General features: G+C 72.4%; 16 protein-coding genes. 8 read left to right on the top strand and 8 right to left on the bottom strand.

Annotated elements, in window-relative coordinates; translation table 11 throughout:
• Positions 1 to 318 precede the first annotated feature (318 nt).
• Positions 319 to 1,500 carry an acyltransferase gene (locus tag AB0M27_RS34780; RefSeq protein WP_365727816.1) on the top strand — a complete coding sequence of 394 codons (1,182 nt, stop codon included), beginning with the start codon at positions 319 to 321 and terminating at the stop codon, positions 1,498 to 1,500.
• A 250-nt stretch (positions 1,501 to 1,750) separates the two neighbouring features.
• On the top strand, positions 1,751 to 2,521 hold the full coding sequence (locus AB0M27_RS34785) for a methyltransferase domain-containing protein (RefSeq protein ID WP_365727819.1): 771 nt from the start codon (positions 1,751 to 1,753) through the stop codon (positions 2,519 to 2,521).
• Positions 2,522 to 2,634: 113 nt separating this feature from the next.
• Here AB0M27_RS34785 and AB0M27_RS34790 read toward each other — a convergent pair whose 3' ends face one another.
• The 8 genes from AB0M27_RS34790 to AB0M27_RS34825 all read right to left on the bottom strand — a co-directional run bounded on the left by AB0M27_RS34790 (position 2,635) and on the right by AB0M27_RS34825 (position 12,361).
• The gene (locus AB0M27_RS34790) at positions 2,635 to 2,826 is read right to left on the bottom strand and encodes a chaplin (RefSeq protein ID WP_365727821.1); all 192 of its coding nucleotides are present in this window, start codon (positions 2,824 to 2,826) and stop codon (positions 2,635 to 2,637) included.
• Between the two features lie 190 nt (positions 2,827 to 3,016).
• On the bottom strand, positions 3,017 to 3,430 hold the full coding sequence (locus AB0M27_RS34795; RefSeq protein WP_365727823.1) for a hypothetical protein: 414 nt from the start codon (positions 3,428 to 3,430) through the stop codon (positions 3,017 to 3,019).
• 600 nt (positions 3,431 to 4,030) lie between these two features.
• Positions 4,031 to 4,444 carry a hypothetical protein gene (locus tag AB0M27_RS34800; protein ID WP_365727825.1) on the bottom strand — a complete coding sequence of 138 codons (414 nt, stop codon included), beginning with the start codon at positions 4,442 to 4,444 and terminating at the stop codon, positions 4,031 to 4,033.
• Positions 4,445 to 4,583: 139 nt separating this feature from the next.
• Entirely contained in the window at positions 4,584 to 6,755 is a 2,172-nt protein-coding gene (locus AB0M27_RS34805) for a discoidin domain-containing protein (protein WP_365727827.1), read from the bottom strand.
• A gap of 110 nt (positions 6,756 to 6,865) precedes the next feature.
• The gene (locus tag AB0M27_RS34810; protein WP_365727834.1) at positions 6,866 to 8,221 is read right to left on the bottom strand and encodes an FAD-binding protein; all 1,356 of its coding nucleotides are present in this window, start codon (positions 8,219 to 8,221) and stop codon (positions 6,866 to 6,868) included.
• 76 nt (positions 8,222 to 8,297) lie between these two features.
• Entirely contained in the window at positions 8,298 to 9,161 is an 864-nt protein-coding gene (locus AB0M27_RS34815; RefSeq protein ID WP_365727835.1) for an inositol monophosphatase family protein, read from the bottom strand.
• Positions 9,162 to 9,237: 76 nt separating this feature from the next.
• Positions 9,238 to 11,031, bottom strand: coding sequence for an RICIN domain-containing protein (locus AB0M27_RS34820; RefSeq protein ID WP_365727837.1), 1,794 nt, complete (start codon positions 11,029 to 11,031; stop codon positions 9,238 to 9,240).
• 148 nt (positions 11,032 to 11,179) lie between these two features.
• Positions 11,180 to 12,361: an NAD(P)/FAD-dependent oxidoreductase gene (locus AB0M27_RS34825; RefSeq protein ID WP_365727840.1), complete on the bottom strand. Its 1,182-nt coding sequence runs from the start codon at positions 12,359 to 12,361 to the stop codon at positions 11,180 to 11,182.
• Between the two features lie 104 nt (positions 12,362 to 12,465).
• On the opposite strand from AB0M27_RS34825, the gene AB0M27_RS34830 reads away from it, so the two are divergent.
• From AB0M27_RS34830 to mdlC, 6 genes are all read left to right on the top strand, one after another.
• Positions 12,466 to 12,789: a hypothetical protein gene (locus AB0M27_RS34830; protein ID WP_365727841.1), complete on the top strand. Its 324-nt coding sequence runs from the start codon at positions 12,466 to 12,468 to the stop codon at positions 12,787 to 12,789.
• A gap of 80 nt (positions 12,790 to 12,869) precedes the next feature.
• Entirely contained in the window at positions 12,870 to 13,877 is a 1,008-nt protein-coding gene (locus AB0M27_RS34835) for a Ppx/GppA family phosphatase (RefSeq protein ID WP_365727843.1), read from the top strand.
• A gap of 662 nt (positions 13,878 to 14,539) precedes the next feature.
• Positions 14,540 to 15,490, top strand: a complete 951-nt coding sequence (locus AB0M27_RS34840; protein ID WP_365727850.1) for an ABC transporter substrate-binding protein — start codon at positions 14,540 to 14,542, stop codon at positions 15,488 to 15,490.
• Entirely contained in the window at positions 15,487 to 16,287 is an 801-nt protein-coding gene (locus AB0M27_RS34845) for an ABC transporter permease subunit (protein WP_365727851.1), read from the top strand. Before AB0M27_RS34840 ends, AB0M27_RS34845 begins: the two co-directional genes overlap by 4 nt.
• Positions 16,284 to 17,129, top strand: a complete 846-nt coding sequence (locus AB0M27_RS34850; RefSeq protein WP_365727853.1) for an ABC transporter permease subunit — start codon at positions 16,284 to 16,286, stop codon at positions 17,127 to 17,129. Before AB0M27_RS34845 ends, AB0M27_RS34850 begins: the two co-directional genes overlap by 4 nt.
• Positions 17,126 to 18,733, top strand: coding sequence for a benzoylformate decarboxylase (mdlC, locus tag AB0M27_RS34855; RefSeq protein ID WP_365727857.1), 1,608 nt, complete (start codon positions 17,126 to 17,128; stop codon positions 18,731 to 18,733). The genes AB0M27_RS34850 and mdlC overlap by 4 nt, the downstream gene beginning before the upstream one ends.
• Position 18,734: the final 1 nt, after the last annotated feature.

Consider the following 18,734-nt stretch of genomic DNA (forward strand, 5'->3'; position numbering starts at 1 on the left):
CACTGAACATCACCGCCAACGAACTCGATCCTCCGCCCACCATCCCGCTTCGGCACCAAGCACGAGGGCAGATTTGAGAGATCAGCAACGGGGTCGTTCATGCTGCAGCGGATCACGAAGGAACTGGCCGCGAGCTGATCAAGGCGGGACGTGGGGCGTCACTCGTACGGGTGCACCCGGTCCGGGCGTCCGTGGCATGCGGAGGGCTCTGTCGTTCGGCAGCGAGTGTGATGTTTGCCATGTGACGTGATGGAACAGGGGTGAGCGGGCAACATACCCCTTCACGCCCCACGCCAACCCTCTGCGGCAGGTGATTTGATGACAACGGCGACGACCCGGACGTTCCGGACGACGCCGAACGCCAGTACCGGCGACACGACCGCCAGGGATTCCCCAGCCGCCGCCATGCCCTCGCTGCCGTCCCTCACGGGACTGCGGTGGATGGCGGCACTGCTGGTGTTCGGACTCCATGTGAACAACTTCGGCTACTTCGGAGGCACCGGTGGCCGCCTCGTGTCCTGGGGATTCGGTGCCGGTGCCACCGGTGTGTCGTTCTTCTTCGTGCTGTCCGGCTTCGTCCTGACCTGGTCGGCGCGGCCTCGTGACAGAGTGCTCGCCTTCTGGCGGCGGCGCATCGCGCGCATCTATCCGGTGCACCTGGTCACTCTGGCCGTCGCCCTGGTCATGACGTACACGCTGGCGAACCAGCCGAGGCTGACGCCGAAGCAGACGCTGTCCAATCTGCTGCTGCTCCATTCCTGGTGGCATCCCTGGTGGCAGACGCTGGACCCGGTCAGCTGGTCCCTCGCGTGCGAGGCGTTCTTCTACGCCTCCTTCCCGCTGTTGTTCCTGCTGCTGCGCCGGCTCGGCGCGCGCGGTTCGACCGTGCTGGGCGGTCTGTCGGTCGCGGCGGTCATGGTGCTGGCCTGGGCGGACGCCCACCACTGGTGGAGGTACCCGCTGTACTCGTTCCCCGCGGCCCGGCTGCCGGAGTTCGTCCTCGGCGCGGTCACCGCGCGGCTGGTGCTGCTCGGCCGGTGGCGCGGGCCCGGTCTCGAGGCCTCGCTCGCCCTGGCGATCATCGGCTATTTCCTCGTCCCGCAGATCACACCCGGCTACTCCGCCACCGTGTGCACCATCGCCGGGTTCACGCTGCTCATCCCGGCCGCGGCCGTCGCGGACGTACAGGGGCTGCCCTCGCTGTGGCGGCGCCGGCGGCTGGTGCGGCTCGGCGAGCTGTCGTTCGCCTTCTACATGATCCATCTTCTGGTGCTGCGGTCCGCCACACAGTTGCTGGGGACGAAGCCGCACTTCGGTCTGCTGGCGGGGATCGCCGTGACCACGGCCGCGTTCACGGTGTCGCTGGGGCTGTCCTGGCTGCTGTACGAGGCGGTGGAGCGCCCGGCGAGACGCCTGCTGCTGCGCGGGCGCCGCCGGCCGGCCGTCCAGCAGGATGCGACCCAGGCCGGCCGCGAGGCCCCGGCCGAGGCGCGGGACTGAGCCGGTCCCTCCCCCTTTCGGAGACGCTCCAGGGCGAGCGGGCGAGAAAGTGCCCTCGGCTTCATCGAGGAAGGCCGCGTGCCGCTGCGCCGTGGGGCTCGCAAGGCCCGTCGGCCGTCCTTCGGGGGGTGGCCCTCGCCTCTCCTCCGCCGGCCGCTCGGAGGCCCGCCGGTGCCCTCGGGCCGAGCCCGGCGACCTGGTGTTCCGCCGTCGCCGTCCCTAGGTTCGGGGCATCGGGAAAGGGGGCCGGATGGACCGGGACATCCGCACGGTGGAAGACGTACTACGACTCCTGGACGGGCTGTTCGCGCCGGAGGCCGACCGCTGGACGGAGGGCGCGGCCGCATGGTGGAACGGTTTCTATACGGAACGGGACAAACCGGTGCCGTTCTTCGCCGCGAAGCCGGACGAGAACCTGGTGTCCTGCCTGGAGCGCGGTCTGATCGCGCCGGGGCGGGCCCTCGACCTGGGCTGCGGCCCCGGCCGGAACGCGTTGTACCTCGCCGCGCACGGGTTCGAGGTGGACGCCGTGGATCTCTCGCCCGCCGCGATCGCCTGGGCCGAGGAGCGCGGGCGGGAGGCGGGGGCGGGTACCGCGGGAGCCGGCGTCCGGGTGGGAGGCGTCCGGTTCCACTGCGGGGACGCCTTCACCCTGACGGCGGACAGCACGAGCGAACTGTGCGGCCCGTACGACCTGGTCTACGACTCCGGCTGCTTCCACCACCTGCCACCGCACCGCCGCGTCAGCCATCTCGCGCTGCTGGAGCGTGTGCTGGCGCCCGGCGGGCACTTCGCGCTCACCTGCTTCGCCGCGGGGCGGATGGGGTCCGAGCTCCCCGACGCGGCGTTCTACCGCGAGCCCGGCCTGCACGGCGGTCTCGCCTACACCCCCGAGTCACTGCGCCGGATCTTCTCCGATCTGGAGGAGGTCGAACTGCGCCCCATGCGGCAGGAACCGGCGGACTCCGCGCTGTTCGGGCAGGAGTTCCTCTGGACGGCCCTGTTCCGTCGTCCCGCCTGACCGGTGCAGCATCCTTCCACCCCCGGGGATGGTGCCGGCCGGCGCTCGACGAGCGGCCCGTCTCCACCGCGCCAAACGTGCGGTGGGCATACTCCCCCGGCGCGCGGGCGGCGTCACCGGTTGACGCAGGCGCTGCCGGTGGCCGGGTTCAGCAGCCTGATGAGACTGATGCTGCCGCCGCACACGTTGACCGGGATCTGGACCCGCACCTGGATGACATCGCCCGAGGAGGAGACCGGGGCTCTTGAGGCGTTGCCGGTCGTCGGGTCCGGGCCGGCGGCGAAGGCGGTCGCCGAGCCTCCCATGGCAAGGACACCTGAGATCACGGCCGTTGTGGCCAAACTGCGACGACGCATGATCTGCCTCAGCGGTTGGCGGAGAGACGCTTCCATCAGACCCGCGACCCACGCCGTCCGCCTGTTCAGGTACGCCGTTCGGGGCCGGACCGAACAGGCCGGCGCTAAGTGCCGTTCGCCGAGACCTGTTTGGGGACCGTCAGGCGGTGGACGGGAAGCGGCCCCAGACCCGGTGGGAGCCGAGCAACCGGGTGAGTTGCTGCAGGACCGTCGTGGCGCCGTCGCCGGCGATCACGCCGGGCGCGTCGGAGGGGATGCCCGCCGCCTCCAGTGCGATCTCTCCGCCCTTGGCGGCACCGATGGCCTTGCCGTGCCGGTAGGCCTCCGCCAGCGGCAGGCCCACTCGCGGGTCAGGAGTGCCGTTGCCGCCGGTGGGCAGGCCCGCCTTGGCGTCACGGGCGCCGTAGGCATCGACGCCGATGCCCGGGGCACCGGCCACGAGCAGCGCGTCGAACTCCACGGACCATGCCGTCGCATAGGTCCGCTGGACGGCCGGACCGTCCGGGCCGGAGCCGAGAGTGCCGCCCGTGGATGCGACGACGAGCGGGACCATGCCCCCGTCCAGCGCCTCCTGGCGTGCGGCCTGTACGCCGTCCAGGTCGCCTCCGGGCCGGTGATGATGCCGATGACCCGGCCGTCGGTGGGCCAGGTGTGCCCGACCTCGCTGGTCACGGGGGTGGGCCCGGCACCGGCGAAGCGGGGCGTGCGACGCGCGGTGGCCACGCCCGGACATACGGCCGACAACATGAACAAATGTGGTGAATGACGTCGACACGGCCCGCGTACCGAGGTCCCCGGGCCGGAGCGTCCGAAACCGGGAATCGCGGGGGATTTCCGGTCGGGGTGAAGTCGGGCCGTCTCCCATAGGGTTGCCGGGGTGGCAGGCCCGCCGGACGTGTCGTCCGGGCCCGGGGACCGTCGAGCAGGGCCAAGTGCCCCCTGCCGAGGGTGTCTTCGTCAGGAGGGCCGCCTTCTTGACCCGGCAGGCAGGCACCCGGCCGCCCGCACACGCCACCTTAGGCGCTGCCCCCGGCCCCCGCAGTCCGAAAGGGCCCGGTCACGGGGCACGGATGGGCAGGGCACGCCTGCGGCCGGCCGCCGGCGTGAGGCATCCGGCCCGGGGACCGCGCGCCCCGGCACACGGGGGGACCGGTCACGGTCGGGGCGTTACGCGCAAGCTTTCCAGCGACGGGTCCGCCGCGTCGGCGATGAAGAAGCCGTGTGCCACTCCGCTGCGCAGGTAGTCCAGCACCCCCTTCGTGATCACCTCGCCGGGCGCCACAACGGGCACGCCGGGCGGATAGGGACTGATCATCTCGGCGGAGATCCGGCCGACGGCCCGCTCGGCGGGCACCTGTTCGGCGGGCCCGAAGAACGCCTCGCGCGGCAGGACCGCCTGTTCCAGTTCGAGCGCGCGGGGCTCGGGCAGCCGGACGGCGGGCCGCCGTCCGATCGAACCGGCGTTGTCCACCAGCGGGCGCATGGCGTCCAGCAGGACCTTCTCGGTCTCGTCGTCGGCGTGGGTGATGGAGGCGCGTCCATGAGTGTCCTCTTCCTCGGCGGGCATGCGGAGGTGCGGCTCCGTCCGCACGGGCCGCACCGTCCGTGTTGCGCTCACAGCGCACTCGAACCCCGGGCACCTCTTCGGCCGACCGTACGGGCAGCTCATGACCTGCGCGATCATGAGCTGCCCGCCCCGGCATGGGTCACGGGAACGACGTCACCTTGGAGGGGACGGTGCTGGTTCCCGAGGTGGGTGCGCCGGTGCTGTTGACGACGTGGGCGTACTGGCCCTTGCCGCCGAGGGAGATCACCAGCAGGTCGTGCATCCTGATCCCCGAGCCGGTCGGAACCTGGAAGCCGTGGGCCTGGACGATGGACGGGTCGGCCGTGTAGTTGCAGTAGCTGCCGAGTCCCCAGGCCTCGTGGGCCGTGACGGAGTCGGCGACCTTGTAGGCCGCGTAGCCGACGATGCCGTCATGGGTGATGGCGGCGGCGTCGGGGGCGTCGTACGCCTTCTCGTTCTGGAAGAAGATCGTCCGGCCGCGTTCTCCATTCCAATAGACGTCGTACTTGTTGAAGTGTTCGACGAACAGGCCGGTGGCGAGCACGTCGTCGCCGTTGACCCGCAGGCCGAAGTCGGCGCGGTTGGTGTCCCAGCCGACGCCGCTGCCGTGGTCGGCGCGCCAGATCCAGGTGTGGTCGATGACGACGTCGTTGCTGTTCACCACGACCGAGTTGGTGGCGAGGCCGGGACCGGCGCCGCCGATGCGGATGAACACGTCCTGCATCGTGGTGGGGTCGGCCGAGTGGCCGGCGGTGGAGCCGGGCGTGCCGATGCGCAGCAGGGTATCGGAGTTGACCGGTCCGGCGTCGATCAGGAAACCGGCCAGCCGTACGCCGTCGACGTCCGCCACGTGCATCGCGTCGATGCCGTTGTCCGGGACGAGCGTCGCCAGGCCCAGACCGAGGACCACGGTGTCGGGGCGGGTGACGTCGATGGTCTGGTCGAGGTGGTAGATGCCGGGCGTGAAGAGCAGGTTGAGGCCCTGGGCGAGGGCCGCGTTGATGGTGGCGGCCGTCGCTCCCGGCTTGACGACGTAGAACCGGTCGAGCGGGAGGGAGGTGCCCGGGGTGTTCGGCCAGGAGACGCCGCGTGCGTTGGTGCGCTTGCCGGGGACGAACACCTTGTAGTCGTCGCCGTCCAGGTAGAGGAACGGCTTCTCGCGGGAGACCGGGGTGGTGTCCAGGGTGGTGTACGGGCCGCTGTCGAAGTTCGTCGCGGGGGCTCCCTGGACGCCGGAGAACGTCATGTTCCAGACGCCGTTGGTCCATCCGCCGACCGAACTGTCGCGGGTGTACCACTGCTGCTGCGAGTACGGGCCGACCGTGCCGTCGATCCTCGAGTCGGCGATGTACCCACCGGAGGCCCAGCCGTAGCCGGTCGGGGCGAGGTTCATGCCGCCCTTGACGTGGATACGCCGGAAGGGCGCGGCCTGGGCGACGGCCCAGCGGTCGGTGCCGTTGGACGGCGTGATCGCGAGGTTCTCCGCCGAACGCCAGAAGTTCTGCGTGGCGTTGCCGTTGAACCAGCCGGCGTCGACCGTGACGTCCCCGTTGATCTGCGTGTCGTCGGGGTTCAGGCCGAGCCCGGAGATGGAGGTGTAGAAGCCGAGCTGGGCGTTGATGCCGTTGTACGTGCCCGGCTTGAGCAGGAACTGGTAGCGGCCGGTGCCGAACTGGGCGGACTCCTGCTGGTGGAAGACGTCGTCGAACTTCTGCTGGAGGTCGGGGGTCGAGGGGTCCACGACGATGACGTTCGGGCCGAGGTCGCCGCCGCCCTGGATCGGACCGGTCGTGGTGGTCGTGGTGTGCACGGCCATCTCCCAGAGGGAGTACCCATAGCCGGTGCCGCGCGCGGTGCCGTAGACCCGGACGTACCGGCCGGTGCCGCTGACGTCGTACGACGCCGTGCCTCCGCTCGCGCCGGTGACGATCTTGAGGGTGGTCCAGTTCTGGCCGTCGGTGGAGGCCTGGAGCTGGAAGTCCTTGCCGTAGGCGGTCTCCCAGTTCAGGTCGATCCGGCACAGGTCCGTGACCGCGCCGAGGTCGACCTGGAGCCACTGCGGGTCGCTGAACTGGCTGGACCAGCGGGTGGAGGTGTTGCCGTCGAAGGCGGCGGAGGCGGGGGTGCCGGCGTTCTCGGTGGAGGACGCCGTGGCGGGCCGTCCCTGGGCGGCGTCGGCCGTGTCGCAGGTCTGCGTCCCGGCCGCGGCGGCCGGGGTGTGCGCGAGGGGCAGGGTGATCAGCGCGGCCATGACGGCCAGGGCGACACCCAGGTATCTCGGTCCCGTGCGGCTTGTGTTCCGGCTTCTCATCTGGCGGCTCCAAAGGGAGAACGGCTCAAGTAACCGACGTAGCTGCTTAGTTCATGTTTTGATTTAAGTGGTGAGGCAAGCGGGCGGCAAGCCTTCGGAAGCCAAAACCTTCAGAACCTCAGACCGTGTCCGCGCGCCAGGACGAGATGCGGGTCGAAGCGCCGTTTGGCGGCGGCGAAGGCCGGCCGGCGGCTGCCGTAGTGGTCCCGCCAGTCGGCGTCCGACATGGGCAGGGCGTTGACGGGATAGGCGACGGCACCCAGGGAGCGGGCCAGCTCGTACGCGGCGCGGTTGGCCGCCACCATCGCCGCGACCGTCTCGGGGCTGCCGGGCGGGGCCGTGCGCAACAGGGCGAACAGATACAGGACTTCGCCGGAGGGGCGACGGAAGAGGGGAGCCCTCAGCCGGTCGGAGAGCAGCGGGTACAGCAGGACGAGACCGGTGTCACGCAGATCCCGGAAGGCGGGGTCGGCGAGCACCGCGCGGACGACGGACTCGGCGCTGCCGTGCGGAAGCAGCAGATTGAGCCACGGGTGCGGATACAGCCACGCCCCCGTCTCCCGCAGGACTTCTTCGTCGGTGTCCACGCGATGGGCGAACTCGCCGTATCCCAGGTCCTCCGTCTCCAGTGCGGCGCGATCGTGCCCGAGTCCGTCGAGAAGGCCGGCGTCGTCGGGCGGGCACGGGCCGTCGTACGGGGCCACGGCCTCGATCATGTACTGCCAGCCGTGCTCGCCGGCCGGCCGCGCCTGGCCCTCCAGATAGGTGAAGCGCTGCTCCTCCGCGAGCCGCCGCTGGTCGGCCAGGTAGTCGGTGAGGCCGGCGTAGTACAGGCAGTAGCGGCGGACCCGGTCAGGGACCGGGACCAGGCGCAGGGTGGCGGTCACGATGACGGCGCACTGGCCGAGTCCGGCGAGCACGGCGTGGAACAGCCCGGAATCCCGGTCCGGTGAGCAGACCCGGTGCTCCCCGGCCCCGGTCACCACCTCCAGCTCCAGGACCTGGTCCGCGACCAGGCCGTGCCGGTGGGCGGCCCCGCCGAGTCCGCCCGCCGACAGGACACCGCCGACACCCGCGCCGAGGTAGTCGGTGAGGACCGGCGGGGTGCGGCCGTGCGGCAGGGTGGCGGCCAGCACCTCCCGCCACAACGCACCTGCCTGCACGGTCACTTGGCCGTACGCCACGGGACCGACCCGGTTCATCACCCGCAGGTCCAGCACGATCCCGCCGCCCGCCTGCCCCTGGCCGTACATCGAGTGGCCGCCGCCGCGCACGCTCACCGGGATGCCCCGGGGTCCGGCGAACTCCAGCAGGTCCTGGATCTCGGCCGCGGACCGTGGGCGCAGGACCGCCAGCGGCGGGGCCGACACGATGCGCCCGAAGTCCTGTGCGGCCTCCCGCAGGGTCTCCGGGCGGGTGTCCAGGGCGTGTTCGAAGCGCGTGGCGAGGTCGGCGGCCAGGGTCATGCGGGCATCACACCAGACGAACGGCGGCCCCGTCGAGAAGGCGCGGCCGCGTCCGTCCGTGCCCCGGCGGAGCGTTTCAACTCGGCCCGTACGCCCGGCCCTTGACACTGGGCTCTTTCGACCAGCTCCCCTCGCTCCGCTGACTCTTGACGAGCTCCAGCAGTGCGGCGTGGGTCTCCGCGTCGGCCGCCGCGAGGAGCCCGCCCGCGCCGCTGAGCACGGGCTCGCCATACAGGCCGGTCACCGTGCAGCCGGCCGCCCAGCACAGGACGATCCCCGCCGCGAAGTGCACGCTGTCGCGCAGGTCGCCGTCGGTGACATAGGCGGCCCGGCGCCCGGCGGCCACCCAGGCCACCGCCAGGGTGCTGGAGATGACCCGGGGCCGGAACCGTTCGGCGAAGACCGGGTCGGCGAGAAGGCCGACCGCCCGGAAACCGGGGGCGTTGGGGAACGGCGGATCGAGGTTCACGTCGACCAGTGCGGACCCGGCCCAGGGCGTCAGCCGTTCGTCCGTACCGTCTTTCCTGCGGACCCAGGCCGCCTCGCCGTCGGTCCAGAACACCTCGCCGCTGAACGGGTCTGCGGTCGCGGCCGCCGTGACCTCGGGCCCCTGGCGCAGGGCGACGTTCACGCCGACGAGCATGTTCCGCACCGCGTAGTTGAGGGTGCCGCACAGCGGGTCGACGAGCCAGCGGCGGTGGGCGCCGGCGGCTCCGGAGCGTCCGCTCTCCTCGCCGGTCACGGCGTCGTCGGGGCGGGCGGAGCGCAGTGCGTCCAGGATGGCGCGCTCGGCGGCGAGGTCCGCCTCGGTCGCGAAGTCTCCGGCGGACTTGTCGTAGCGTGCGAGCCGGCTGCCGTAGAGGTCACGGACCACGGCTGCGCCCGCCTGGGCCGCGCGCACGGCCAGTTGGGCGTCGGAATCCCCGTTGTTGATCGACATGGGCGCAGGATAACCAGAAGTCTCCTCAGCGCTGAGGGGATGGAGCCCCGGCCCGTGCGGGTCGGGGCCAGTTCGGCTAGCGGCGTGCGAAGCCGGCCGCGGTGAGGGACAGGGTCTGCTCGGCGGCGGTGCGTCCGCCGCCGACGGAACTTCCGCCGCGGTCCGTCCAGGTGCGCACCGGCGTGGTCTCGGCGAGCCGGCCGGAGGTGCCGGAGAGGCCGAGCACGAGTCCGCTGTAGCGGTTGACCAGACGGTAGGCGTCGCCGGAGGCGTTCGGGATCACGAACCACTGCTGGCCGACGGAGGGCCCGCCGGTCCGTGCGGCGGTGACGGTCGGCCGGGCACCCCAGGCCCGGCCGGCGGCGGAGGACGAGTCGACGCCGAGCAGCCGGCCGCTCGCGGCGTTGGTGAGGGTGAAGGCGCCGTCGCCGGTCGGGGTGAAGACCCAGGTGTCGCGGCCGGTCGCGGTGGGCCGCGCCAGCGAGGTGGTGCCGGTGCCGCCGGCCGCCTGGGCGAGGATCCGGCCCGCGCCGCTCGCGATGCGGTAGCCGCGGCCCGTGTCCATCGGCGGGGCCGCCGGTGTGCCGGAGTCGACGGTGATGTCGACGTACTCGCCGGAGGTGTCGTGCGAGCAGCCGAAGGCACAGTAGGAGCGGAAGGACCTGCCGACGATCGTGGAGCCGGTGCGGTTGGCGCTGTCCAGGAACCAGCGGTACCAGGAGGCGTTGGTGTAGCTGCCGGTGTCGCCGATCAGACGCCACTTCTGGGTGCTCAGGTCGTCGGTGGCGTAGAGGTACTGCGGTGAGTTGCCGCTCTGGTCGACGGCCTGCGGTTCGCCGATGTACAGCCCGAGATGGGCGTCGTAGGCGATGTTCATGACGAACAGCGGCGAGGTCGGCGGCATCTTGCCGGCCGCGATCTGCTGGGCGGCGGTGCCGGTGTTGGCCGGATCGTACTCGGCGGAGGCGGGGGTGTAGCCGGTGGGGTGGTCGGCGTCGACGGGGACGATGTTGCTCTCCTTGCCGCCGGTGCCTGGCTGCGACCAGGCGCCGTCGTACCACTTGCGCCAGGAACCGGGCGCCATCTTGGCGGAGATCGGGGCGCGGGCCACGTGCTCGTAGAAGGCCTTCCAGCCGCCGCTCTTGTCGATGATCCGGGAGCCGTAATAGACGTAGAGGTAGCCGGAGGCGGTGTCGACGAAGAGGCGCTGGTCTCCGTCGCCGTAGGAGTACGTCTGGTTTGGGAAGGCCGCCGTATCCCCGCGCTTGGTGCTGTACGGGGACGTGATCACGTGGTCCTCGACGGTCCAGGTACGGCCCCGGTCGGTGGAGACGGCGTAGTCGATGGCGTCGTAGTGCAGTCCGTCGCCGAAGGGCTGCGGGGTGAACTCGTTGTGCACCAGGCCGTACCAGTCGCCGGTGTCGGGATCGACCCACACCCCGGACAGGTCGCAGTAGTTCTTCTGGGCGTAGCCGGACCCGCTCGGCGCGTACGTCGCCTCCCGGCCGGTGGGGCTGTTGTTGCAGCGCCAGGTGGTGTCGTCGTTGCGGTCGGCGGGGTCGGCGGGGTTCACCGCCTTGCTCAGGGTCTTGTCGAAGGTCGCGGAGTCGAAGTCCTTGCCGGTGTAGAAGTCCCAGGTGCGCGGGTCCTTGGCGCCGTACAGGGCGGCGGACTGCTGGTAGTGGAAGGTGCCGTCCCGGTCGAGGTAGGGGCCGGCGGGGGTGTCCGTGGGGTGGGTGAAGGGCACCGGGGTCCCCACGGTCACGGTGTAGCTGGCGTCGGCGGGTGTGGCGGCCGGTGCCGGGGACGCGATGCCACCGCCCAGGACCAGGGCGGCGGTCGCGGCCGCCGCGCCGCCTGCTCTGCTCAAGAGTCGCAACTGTGCTCCTTGTTGCCGAAGGGCCGGTTGCACGGAACGATCCGGCCCCGGCGGTTTCCCCGGCAATGGACTCCAGTGCGCCGCCTCTTGCACTTTCGCGCGCGTACGCCGCGTAGGAGTCCCCGGTCGGAGCTCCTGGTCAGTCCCCCTCGGGCGGGACCGCGGACAGCGGGCTGTCCCAGGCCAGTTGGGTGACGAGCGTCTCGTCCGGCTCGGCGGGACGGGCCACGACGGGACCCGGACCGGACGGGTTCCGGCCGCCGCGGGAGATACCGCCGCTGACGGTGATGTTGTGCTCCACCCGTGGGCGCCGGTGACGTTCGTAGGCAGCGAACGCGGCCTGCGCGTCGGGCAGGTCGCGCAGCGCCTTGGCGAGGACGACGGCGTCCTCCAGGGCCATCGAGGCTCCCTGGCCGGTCGCCGGGGAGGCCGCGTGCGCCGCGTCGCCGATGAGCAGGATCCGTCCCCGGTGCCAGACCGCGCCGATCGGCATCTCGGTGGCGTTGGTGACCATGACGGGCCCCTGGGAGGCGGCGACGATGTCCGCGGCGGGTGTGGAGTCCTTGCGCAGCAGCGGCAGCAGTTCCTCGCGCCACGGGGCGCTGTGCGCGCAGCCGCCGGCGGGCAGGGGGTCCGTGCTCACGCGGGCGAACCAGTACGGCTGCCCGGCCGGCGACACCGCGTATCCGAACGTGGTCTCGCCGCCCCGGACGAAGGTGATGACGCCGGTGCCGTCCGAGCCGGCCGCGGTGCCGGAGTAGCCGTAGAAGATCCGCTGGCCCGCGTACCCGGGCCGTACACCGGGGGTGAGGAGGCGGCGCACGGTGGAGTTCAGCCCGTCGGCGCCGACGAGGAGGTGCGCGTGGGCGGTGCCGCCGTCGGCGAACCGGGCGGTGACGCCGTGCGGGCCGTCGGTGACGGCGACCAGCCGGGCACCGTGGCGCACGCGGATGCCGCGCCGGGCCGCCTCTCCCTGCAGGGCCGCGTTCAGCTCGCCGCGGCGCAGACACCGGTACTGCAGTCCGGGTTCGGCGACCTCGCCGAGCGGTGCGTGCGTCAGCTCGGTGCCGTCCCTGTCGAGCAGCCGCAGCGAAGTCAGCGGAAAACCGACGGCCGTGGCGGCGTCCGTGGCGTCGAGTTGGGCCAGGGCGCGCATTCCGTTGCTCGCCAGGGTCAGGAACGCCCCGATGTCCTCGGCCGTGTCGGGGTGTGCCTCGTACACGGTGACGTCGTATCCGGCCTTGTGCAGCCCGAGCGCGGCCGCGGTCCCCGCGATGCCGCCGCCGATCACCAGTACCCTCGTCGCGTCCGTCCCGCTCAAGTGCCGCTCCTCGCGCCGACAGTGGTGATGACCATCTAAGGGCAGCAACGGGGTCGGTGACGGGCCGGGGGCCGAGATCAGGACAGGTGCCGAGCGGGTGCCGGATGCAGGAGCCGCCGTTCGCGGCGGTGCTCACGGGTGTCGGGGACCGCGGGAGGGACGTCGTGCGGGTCCTGTGGACCGTCACCGGTCTGAGTGCCTGGCACAGCGCGCGGTTGTGCGCGTCCGTCCCGGTGCCGGTGGTCGAGAACACCTGGTTCGAGGCCGCCGACGGGGCCGCGGCACTGCTGCGGGCGGCCGGGGCCGAGGCGGACGTGGTGTGCGGATCGTGTACGCGCGGCATCCCGTTGGACGGGCGCCCGGTGGACCCCGGTCCGTGCGCGGCTCGTGCCTGGTCCGCCTCCGACTGCCCCGCGAGCCGTTCCTGAGGGACCTGCCGGCCGGTGCTGTGCACACACGCGGCCTCTGAATGACGGGTTCCCGGCCGGAAAGTGGGTACCTCCCGGCCATGCGGGTGAGCGTGCTGGATGCGGGGTCGAACACGGTTCGATTGGTGATCGCGGATGTGGAGGGTGGTGTTCCGCTGCCGGTGCACACCGTCAAGTGGAAGCTGCGCCTGTCCGAACACGTCGGTCCGGACGGCACCATCGCCGAGGAGGCGGTGGAGCAGCTGGTGAAGGCGGTGGCCGCGGCGGGGGCCACGGCCCGGAGATGGCACGCGTCGGGGCCGCTGGCCTTCGCGACCGCGGTGGTGCGCGGCGCCCCGAACCGGCAAGAGGTGCTGCGCCGGGTGGCGGCCGGGACCGGGATCCGCATGTGCACCCTGCCGGGTGAGACCGAGGCAGAGCTGACCTTCCTGGCGGCCCGGCGCTGGCTGGGCTGGCACGCCGGCCCGCTCGCGGTGCTCGACATCGGCGGCGGCTCCCTGGAGGTGGCCTTCGGCCGGGGCCGGCTGCCCGACTTCGCCGCGTCCCTGCCGCTCGGCGCGCGGCGCCTCACCCAGGAGTACCTCGCGGTCCAGGATCCGCCGGAGCCGGAGCAACTGAAGGAGCTGCGCCGGCGGATCCGCCATGAGCTGCGGGACGTGGCCTCGCGTATCCGCTGGGAACGGCCGCGCACCGCCGTGGTCAGCTCGCGTACGTTCCAGCAGCTGGGCCGGCTGTGCGGGGCGGCGCCCGGGCGCTACGGCCCGTTCGTGCAGCGGGAGATGCGCTGCCGGGATCTGCGCGAGGCGGTCCGCACCCTCGCCGCGCTGCCCGCCGCCGAGCGGGCCCAGCTGCCCGGGATCTCCGCGCCGCGCGCCGAGCAGAGCCTGGCCGGAGCGGTCGTCGGGCATACGGCGCTCAAGCTCATGGGGCTGCACGGGGCCGCCGTCTGCCCCTGGGCGATCCGCGAGGGCGTGCTGCTGCGCTACATCGAGGACGGCGCCGACTGGTGGAAGGACGCCACCGGCACCACCGACACCCCGGCCCCCACGTCCGCGCCCCCCTTGCGCATCGCCGGCCCACTGGCCTGACTCGGACCTCAACCGGGGGCCGGCCCCCGGCGGAACCGGGCATCACCGACCTGCCCCGACTTCGCCCAGGCCCGCGCCGGCGGCCACGGGCACGACCGGCCCACCGGCCTCACCCGGCCCCAGCCAGGCCCGGTCCAGCAGACTTGCAGGCGGTGAAGGACGAATACCGGAGTGGGCACGGTGCCGTCGAACAGCGAGGACACGGCCGCGACCGCCTCCGAGTCGCCCGGCAGATACCGGCGGGGATCGTCCCGACCGCCCGGAGCGGCAAGCCGGTGATCGGGCTGTCCAGGAGCTTCACCCGCCCGTCGGCGAACAACGCGCCGCATCGCTCCGCCGGCGCCGCCGGGTCTGCGGCGCGCAGTCCTTCCTCGGCGGCCCGCTCCCCGATGCCGGCCGAGTGCCCCTACGGCACCGCCACACCCTCGCCCCCTCGGCCACCGGCTTCGCCGCCGCAAGACGCGCCCATCGCGCCGGGGCGCACACTCCCCACCGCCCGCCGAACCACGCCCAGCCCCTGACGCGCCCCCTTGGTTCGTACAGCTTGCGAGCACTCGGTTCGTATTTCTCCAAGGACCCCGAAACCCACCCCCGATATGTAGCGATCATGACAATCGCTGGGTAGTCATGCCCGTATGCCTTTACGTCGATCACGACCGGGAATGACGGGAACGAAACGCCTCGCCGCGCTCGCCGCCGCGGCGGCGCTGGTTCTGGCGGGCTGCGACAGCGGCGGCAAGTCGCACTCAGGTGACGGTCGGCAGCAGCTGACCGTGGCGGCGCTGCCGCTCACCGACTCCGCCGCCCTCTATCTGGCCCGGGACCGCGGGCTGTTCGCCAAGGAGGGGCTGGACGTGCGCATCCAGCCCGTGCAGCAGAGCATCCAGGCGCTGCCCGCGCTGCTCAAGGGCCAGGTGAACGTGATCGCGAGCGCGAACTACGTCACCTATTTCCAGGCGAACGAGAAGGGCACCCTGGACCTGCGCATCCTCGCCGAGGGCGTCCGGATCGCCCCGCACATGATGGACGTCCTCGTGCCCAAGGACTCGGCACTGAGGAAACCCGCCGACCTCGCGGGCAGGAAGGTCGCCGTCGCCGTCCTCAACAACATCCAGTCCCTGACCCTGAACGCGATCCTGGACGCCCAGGGCACCGGCCGGCCTGTCTACCGGCAGATCCTGTTCCCGCAGATGGGCCCGGCCCTGCAGCGGGGCCAGGTGGACGCCGCCCATGCGGTCGAGCCCTTCGACACCGCCATCCAGGGCGAGTTGGGCGCGCGGGTGCTGCTGGACGCCGGGTCGGGGCCGGCGCGGGGCCTGCCCGCCAGCGGATACGTCACCACGGCCGACTTCGTGAAGAAGAACCCGAAGGCCGCAGCGGGCTTCCGGCGTGCCGTCGAGGCGGCCTCGAAACTCGCCGCCGAGGATCCCGGAGCGGTGCGCACCGAGCTGCCCAAGTACGCCAAGGTGACCGCGGACCAGGCCAAGTCCATCCACCTGCCCACCTATCCGGCGTCCGCCGACCCGGCCGCACTGCGCCGGCTCATCGAGCTCATGCGCGCCCAGGGGATGTTGAAGAAGGACGTCGATCCGGCACCTCTGCTGGTGAAATGACACGGCGTCAGGAGCTGCTGCTCGGTCTGCTCGGCGCGGCGGTGGCCTTCGGGATCTGCGAGGCGGTCGCCCGCGCCGGGATCGTACGGCGCAGCTATCTTCCGCCCGCCTCCGAAGTCCTCGGCCGAGCCGCCCGGTTGGCGGGTGACCGGGCCTTTCTGGACGGGGTCGGGGTGACCCTGCGGGCGTGGGCGCTGGGCCTCGGGCTCGCCTGCGCGATCGCCGTACCGCTGGGGCTGCTGCTGGGCGCGGTGCCGGTGGTGGAGGCCGCCGTACGCGCGGTGATCGAGTTTCTGCGGCCTCTGCCGTCGGTCGCGCTGATCCCGCTGGTGTCGCTGCTCCTCGGGTCGGGCACGCGGACGGAGGTGACGCTGATCGCCTACGCCTGCATCTGGCCGGTGCTGTTCAACACCGTCTACGGCCTCGGCGAGACCGATCCGCTGGCCAAGGACACCCTGCGCGCCTTCGGGTTCGGGCGGCTCGCGGTGCTGCTGCGGGTGGAGTTGCCGGCCACCGCCCCGTTCATCGCCGCCGGTGTGCGGATCTCGGCCGCGGTCGCCCTGATCCTGGCCGTCGCGACGGAGATCCTCTCCGGCTTCGGCCAGGGCCTCGGCATCTTCATCGCCCAGGCCCAGACGGAGACGGACGGCACGCGGGACGTGCTGGCCGGGGTGGTGTGGGCGGGTGCTCTCGGGCTGGTGATCAACGGCGTACTCGTCGGCGCGGAGCGGCGGTTGTTCGCCTGGGCACAGGAACCACGCCCGGAGGCGAAGACGTTGCAGCGGAGCCGCCCATGACTCGGGCACAGGGCAGCGCACGGCCCGGATCCGTACCCGGCACGCCCCGGGCCGCCGCCGTACCCTTCCTGCTGCGCTGGTCGGTGCTCCTCGGCGCCGTCGCCTGCTGGGAGCTGGCCGCCCGTGCCCAGGGCAGCGTGTACTTCCCGCCGCCGCTGCGGATCGCCGGGCACGCCCGTGACCTGTGGTTCTCCGGGCCCGTCGGTCATCTGTTCCTCACCCCGGCCGCCGTCGACACCATCCTGCCGAGCCTGGGACGGATGGCGGCCGGGTTCGCGCTCGCCGCCGTCGCCGGCGTCACTCTGGGGATCGCGGTGGGCCGCTCGCGCCGGGCGTACGCCCTGTGCAACCCGGCGCTGCAGTTCGCACGGGCCGTGCCGCCGCCCGCGCTGGTGCCGGTGTTCGTCGTCGTCTTCGACTTCGGTACGCCCATGCAGGTGGCGTCGATCGTGTTCAGCGCCGTATGGCCGGTGCTGATCAACTCGGCCGAAGGCGCCCGGGCCACCGACCCGCTGCGGCTCGAGGTGGCGGCGGTGCTGCGACTGACGGCGGCCGAGCGGCTGTGGTTCCTGATCCTGCCCTCGGCGCTGCCCCGGATCTTCGCGGGGCTCCGACTCAGCCTGTCGCTGTGCCTGATCCTGATGGTGTTCTCGGAGTTGCTGCCGGGCAGCGACGACGGCATCGGCTTCACGCTCACCGACGCCCAGACGCGCTCCGACCTGCTCACCGTGTGGGCCGCGTTGCTGCTGCTCGGCGCGCTCGGGTATCTCCTCAACACCGGTCTGCTGGCGGCCGAGAAGCGCTTCGCCGGCACCAGGACGTCCGCAGGGAGGACGGCATGACCACGGCCACGGTCCGCGAGGCGGTCGTACGGTTTCTGCGCGACACCGGCACGACCACCGTCTTCGGGAATCCGGGGTCCACGGAACTGCGGATGTTCCGCGACTGGCCGGACGACTTCACCTATGTGCTGGGCCTGCAGGAGTCCGTCGCCGTCGGCATGGCGGCCGGGCACGCGCTCGGCACCCGGCGGGCCGCGTTCGTCAGCCTGCACTCGGCCGGCGGAGTGGGGCACGCGCTGGGCGCGGTGTTCAACGCCTTCCGCGACCGGGTGCCGCTGGTGATCGTGGCGGGACAGCAGGCGCGCTCGCTGATCCAGCTGCGGCCGTTCCTCGGCGCCGACGAACCGGCCCTGTTCCCACGCCCGTACGTCAAGTCCGCCCGCCAGCCGGAACGCGCGGAGGACGTGCCGGCCGTGCTCGCCGAGGCGTACCGGATCGCGATGACCCATCCACGCGGTCCGGTGTTCGTGTCCGTACCCGAGGACGACTGGGACCGGCCCGCCGAGCACGTCACGCCCCGCACGGTGCACTCGGCGTTCGCCGCCGCCCCGGACGCCCTCGACGCGCTCGCCGTCCGGCTGGAGACCTGCGCGCGCCCGGCGCTCGTGGTGGGGCCGGGCGTGGACGACGAGGACGCGCTGGACGAGGTCCGGGCGCTGGCCGAGCGGATCCGGGCCGGGGTGTGGATCAGCCCGCTCTCCGGCCGCTCCGGCTTCCCGGAGTCGCATCCGCTGTTCCAGGGGTTCCTGCCGCCGATCGCCCGGCACCTGGCGGCGCGCCTCGCGCCGTACGACCTGGTGGTCGCCCTCGGCGCGCCGCTGTTCACCTATCACGTGGCGGACGGCGGCCCGCCGCTCGCGCCCGGCACCGAGCTGTTCCATCTGGACTGCGACCCCGGCCAGGCCGCCTGGCTGCCCACCGGCACCAGCATCGTCACCACCCTGCGGCCCGCCCTGGCCCGGCTCACCGGTCTACTGAAGGAACCCGACCGCGATCCGCCGCCGCCCCGTCAGGCGCCCGCCCCGGCCCGTGCCGAGGGGCACATCACCCCGGAGCTGTTCTTCGATCTGCTGCGCGCCCGGCTGCCGCGCGACCGGGTCCTCGTCGAGGAGGCCCCGAGCCACCGCGACACGCTGCACGCGCGCGTGCCCGTCGAGTCGGGCGGCGGCTTCCTCACCACGGGCAGCGGGGCGCTCGGCTGGGGCCTGCCCCTCGCGGTGGGCCGGGCGCTCGCCGACCGGCGCCGGGTGGTGTGCGTGGTCGGCGACGGCTCGGCGCTGTACTCGGTGCAGGCCCTGTGGAGCGCGGCCCGGCACACGGCACCGGTCACCTACGTCCTTCTGGACAACGGCGGTTACGCGGCCGTGCGCGCGCTGGGCCGCCGGATCGGCATCGCGCCCGTCCCCGGCACGGACATCACGGGCATCGACTTCGCGGCCCTCGCCGAGTCCTTGGGCTGCCCCGCGGACCGCGCCGAACACCCCGACGAGCTGCTGGCCGCCCTGGACCACGCCCTGGGCCGGGGCGACGGCTCGGGCCCCTTCCTGCTGCACCTGCGGGTCACCGGCAGCGCGGGCACCCTGTACGAGCCCTGGGCCGGGTGAG

This window comes from Streptomyces sp. NPDC052107 (genome assembly GCF_040680215.1).
Classification (GTDB): domain Bacteria; phylum Actinomycetota; class Actinomycetes; order Streptomycetales; family Streptomycetaceae; genus Streptomyces.

Coding starts and splice junctions, on each gene's coding strand:
- AB0M27_RS34780 (WP_365727816.1), top strand. CDS start 319: ATGACAACGGCGACGACCCGGACGTTCCGGACGACGCCGAACGCCAGT.
- AB0M27_RS34785 (WP_365727819.1), top strand. CDS start 1,751: ATGGACCGGGACATCCGCACGGTGGAAGACGTACTACGACTCCTGGAC.
- AB0M27_RS34790 (WP_365727821.1), bottom strand. CDS start 2,826: ATGGGAGGCTCGGCGACCGCCTTCGCCGCCGGCCCGGACCCGACGACC.
- AB0M27_RS34795 (WP_365727823.1), bottom strand. CDS start 3,430: ATGGTCCCGCTCGTCGTCGCATCCACGGGCGGCACTCTCGGCTCCGGC.
- AB0M27_RS34800 (WP_365727825.1), bottom strand. CDS start 4,444: ATGCCCGCCGAGGAAGAGGACACTCATGGACGCGCCTCCATCACCCAC.
- AB0M27_RS34805 (WP_365727827.1), bottom strand. CDS start 6,755: ATGAGAAGCCGGAACACAAGCCGCACGGGACCGAGATACCTGGGTGTC.
- AB0M27_RS34810 (WP_365727834.1), bottom strand. CDS start 8,221: ATGACCCTGGCCGCCGACCTCGCCACGCGCTTCGAACACGCCCTGGAC.
- AB0M27_RS34815 (WP_365727835.1), bottom strand. CDS start 9,161: ATGTCGATCAACAACGGGGATTCCGACGCCCAACTGGCCGTGCGCGCG.
- AB0M27_RS34830 (WP_365727841.1), top strand. CDS start 12,466: ATGCAGGAGCCGCCGTTCGCGGCGGTGCTCACGGGTGTCGGGGACCGC.
- AB0M27_RS34835 (WP_365727843.1), top strand. CDS start 12,870: ATGCGGGTGAGCGTGCTGGATGCGGGGTCGAACACGGTTCGATTGGTG.
- AB0M27_RS34840 (WP_365727850.1), top strand. CDS start 14,540: ATGACGGGAACGAAACGCCTCGCCGCGCTCGCCGCCGCGGCGGCGCTG.
- AB0M27_RS34845 (WP_365727851.1), top strand. CDS start 15,487: ATGACACGGCGTCAGGAGCTGCTGCTCGGTCTGCTCGGCGCGGCGGTG.
- AB0M27_RS34850 (WP_365727853.1), top strand. CDS start 16,284: ATGACTCGGGCACAGGGCAGCGCACGGCCCGGATCCGTACCCGGCACG.
- mdlC (WP_365727857.1), top strand. CDS start 17,126: ATGACCACGGCCACGGTCCGCGAGGCGGTCGTACGGTTTCTGCGCGAC.